Source organism: Corynebacterium sp. (assembly GCF_030535495.1).
GTDB lineage: Bacteria > Actinomycetota > Actinomycetes > Mycobacteriales > Mycobacteriaceae > Corynebacterium.
This window is the reverse complement of record NZ_JAUNRW010000183.1, coordinates 1-2,023: the sequence shown is the minus strand read 5'-3', so window position 1 is coordinate 2,023 and position 2,023 is coordinate 1. Positions and strand designations below refer to the sequence as shown.

Here is a 2,023-nt window from a genome sequence, read left to right as displayed (position 1 = left end):
CCCCCGTGGTCGATTGCTCTCGGCGCGGCTCTGGCCGGCTGGCTGCTGCTCTAGGAACGGGTGGTGACGCGGCGGCCGATCGCCGCCACCAGGACCACCGCGGCGGCGGCGGCTGCCGTCCACACGAGGGTGGTGTCGGCGAACTCGCCCTCGGTACGGGCCACGGCGATCCAGGCCAGGCCCCAGGAGGTGGCCAGGGCCGGGGCGAGGCGTCCCCCGTTGAGCACGGCGGCCGTGACGGCAACTGCGGCGGCCACGACGACACCGACCAGGCCCAGCGGGATCTCCTCGAAGACGGTGACGCCCTCGGCGGCGAAGGTGGCCCAGGTGTTGGCGAAGGTCGCGGCCAGGACCCAACCGAAGTAGAGGCCGAAGGTGCCGTCGGTGAGCACCATCTCCACGGCGCCGCTGTGCGGGCGGCCGAGAATGTAGAGAATGCGGATGAGCACCGCCAGCAGGACGACGATGACCAGGACCGACAGCCACAGAGCCTCGAGCTGGACGGTGAACAGCCACACGGCGTTGAGCACGGCGGAGGCGATCGCCCAGGGGCGCAGGGCGCGTTGGCGCTGCGAGGCACGCGCCGTCGGTGTCAGCTGCCAGATGGCGTAGGCGGCCAGGCCCAGGTAGATGACGGCCCAGATGCCAAAGGCGGTACTGGCCGGGGCCAGCGGGGTGGCGTCGGCGGAGAGGGCTCCCCCGGCGGCCTCGGAAACCTGGTCGCCGACCAGGGCACCGCTGCCGAGGTAGGCCATGGCGATGGCGGCGGCGACACCGAGCACGGTGATCACGGCCATGGGCCAGGGGTTGTGGGTGGACTGCTGGTCGCGGGGAACTTCACTTATTGTCGACATGTTATACATCGACTGTAGTGGAAAATCAGAACAGCGACAGCGAGGTGGAGCGGTAGACGGTGCCGAAGGGGGCGTCGATACGCACCCAGCGACCGACGGTGGACACGCGCAGATGACGCGGTACCTCGAGGGGCGCGGCGAATCCCGGGATGAGGCCGAGGGAGGTGCACGTGAAGATCATGCGCATGGGGATCTCGGCGCTGCCCGCCTCGCCGGTGACGGTGAGCACCGTCTGATCGAGGAGGCTGGCCGGCGGGCCCAGCGGCCCGGAGAACTGACGCGCCAGGGCCTGGCCTTTATCGGAGAGCTCGCGCACCACATCGACGGGAACCTCGTCGAGCAGCTGGAAACCGGCGGCCGGGGGCAGCGCGCCGGGCCAGTTCGGATCGCGGGGCGGGCCGATGGTGGGGGTGGATGTGCGCAGGGCGTCGAGAAGCTCGACCGCGGAGACGACCGCCCCGTCGCGGGAGACCTCCCCCTCCACGCGGCGGGAGGCGACGACCTGGAACGGGGTGGTGACGAAAACGTCGACGTAGCCGTCGAGCTGGCGGAAACGCACGGACGCGGAGGCATCGAGGCCGCTGGCGCGGCCGATGAGGGAGAGGAGACCCGGTGCGCCGTCGAGAATCCGCAGGGATTCCGGGGTCACTTGTCGGAGTCGCCCGCCTCGAGCTGGTCGACATCCTCGGCGCGGGTGAGGATCTTGACCTCCTTCTCCGTGATCGACCGCGGGCGCTCGGTGTTCATGTCGATGGCCACCTGCACGCACTCGACGATGCAGGCGATGCGACCCTGGCGGTCCTTGATCTCCTGGCGGGTGGTGAAGGAGGTGTTGCCGATCTCCACGACCTGCGTCTCGATGAGCAGCTCGGTGGTGTCCGGCATCACCGGGCGCAGGTAATCGACGTCGAGGTGGCGCACGAAGACGGCGAAGTCATGGCCACGGGCGGTGAACTCATCCTCGGCGAACTGCAGGCGGGCCTCCTGCGCGACCTCCACGTAGTTCGCGTTCATGATGTGGCCGTAGCGGTCGAAATCGGACCAGCGCACCGGGACGGTGGTGACGTGAAGAGCGTTGTTCTGGTCAGCAGTCATGCCGTACATACAGGTGAGGTTCCTTTTCCGTGATCATGCGTTAACGCGGTCATGCTCGTCGTCCAATCTATACG

The 2,023-nt window shown here is 68.7% G+C and carries 3 protein-coding genes; all 3 read right to left on the bottom strand.

Features of this window, described 5'->3' with window-relative positions; translation table 11 throughout:
* Positions 1 to 50: 50 nt before the first annotated feature.
* Genes Q4F73_RS12385 through Q4F73_RS12375 form a run of 3 tightly spaced genes read right to left on the bottom strand, consistent with a single transcriptional unit; the run spans position 51 to position 1,949 of the window.
* Positions 51 to 854: a tryptophan-rich sensory protein gene (locus tag Q4F73_RS12385; RefSeq protein WP_303359642.1), complete on the bottom strand. Its 804-nt coding sequence runs from the start codon at positions 852 to 854 to the stop codon at positions 51 to 53.
* 25 nt (positions 855 to 879) lie between these two features.
* The gene (locus tag Q4F73_RS12380) at positions 880 to 1,503 is read right to left on the bottom strand and encodes a hypothetical protein (RefSeq protein WP_303359641.1); all 624 of its coding nucleotides are present in this window, start codon (positions 1,501 to 1,503) and stop codon (positions 880 to 882) included.
* Positions 1,500 to 1,949 (bottom strand): thioesterase family protein, encoded by a 450-nt coding sequence (locus Q4F73_RS12375; protein WP_303359643.1) that lies wholly within the window; start codon positions 1,947 to 1,949, stop codon positions 1,500 to 1,502. The genes Q4F73_RS12380 and Q4F73_RS12375 overlap by 4 nt, the downstream gene beginning before the upstream one ends.
* Positions 1,950 to 2,023: the final 74 nt, after the last annotated feature.

Bases quoted from the DNA above. Each gene is read 5' to 3' on its own strand.
- Q4F73_RS12385 (WP_303359642.1), bottom strand. From the start codon at position 854: ATGTCGACAATAAGTGAAGTTCCCCGCGACCAGCAGTCCACCCACAAC.
- Q4F73_RS12375 (WP_303359643.1), bottom strand. From the start codon at position 1,949: ATGACTGCTGACCAGAACAACGCTCTTCACGTCACCACCGTCCCGGTG.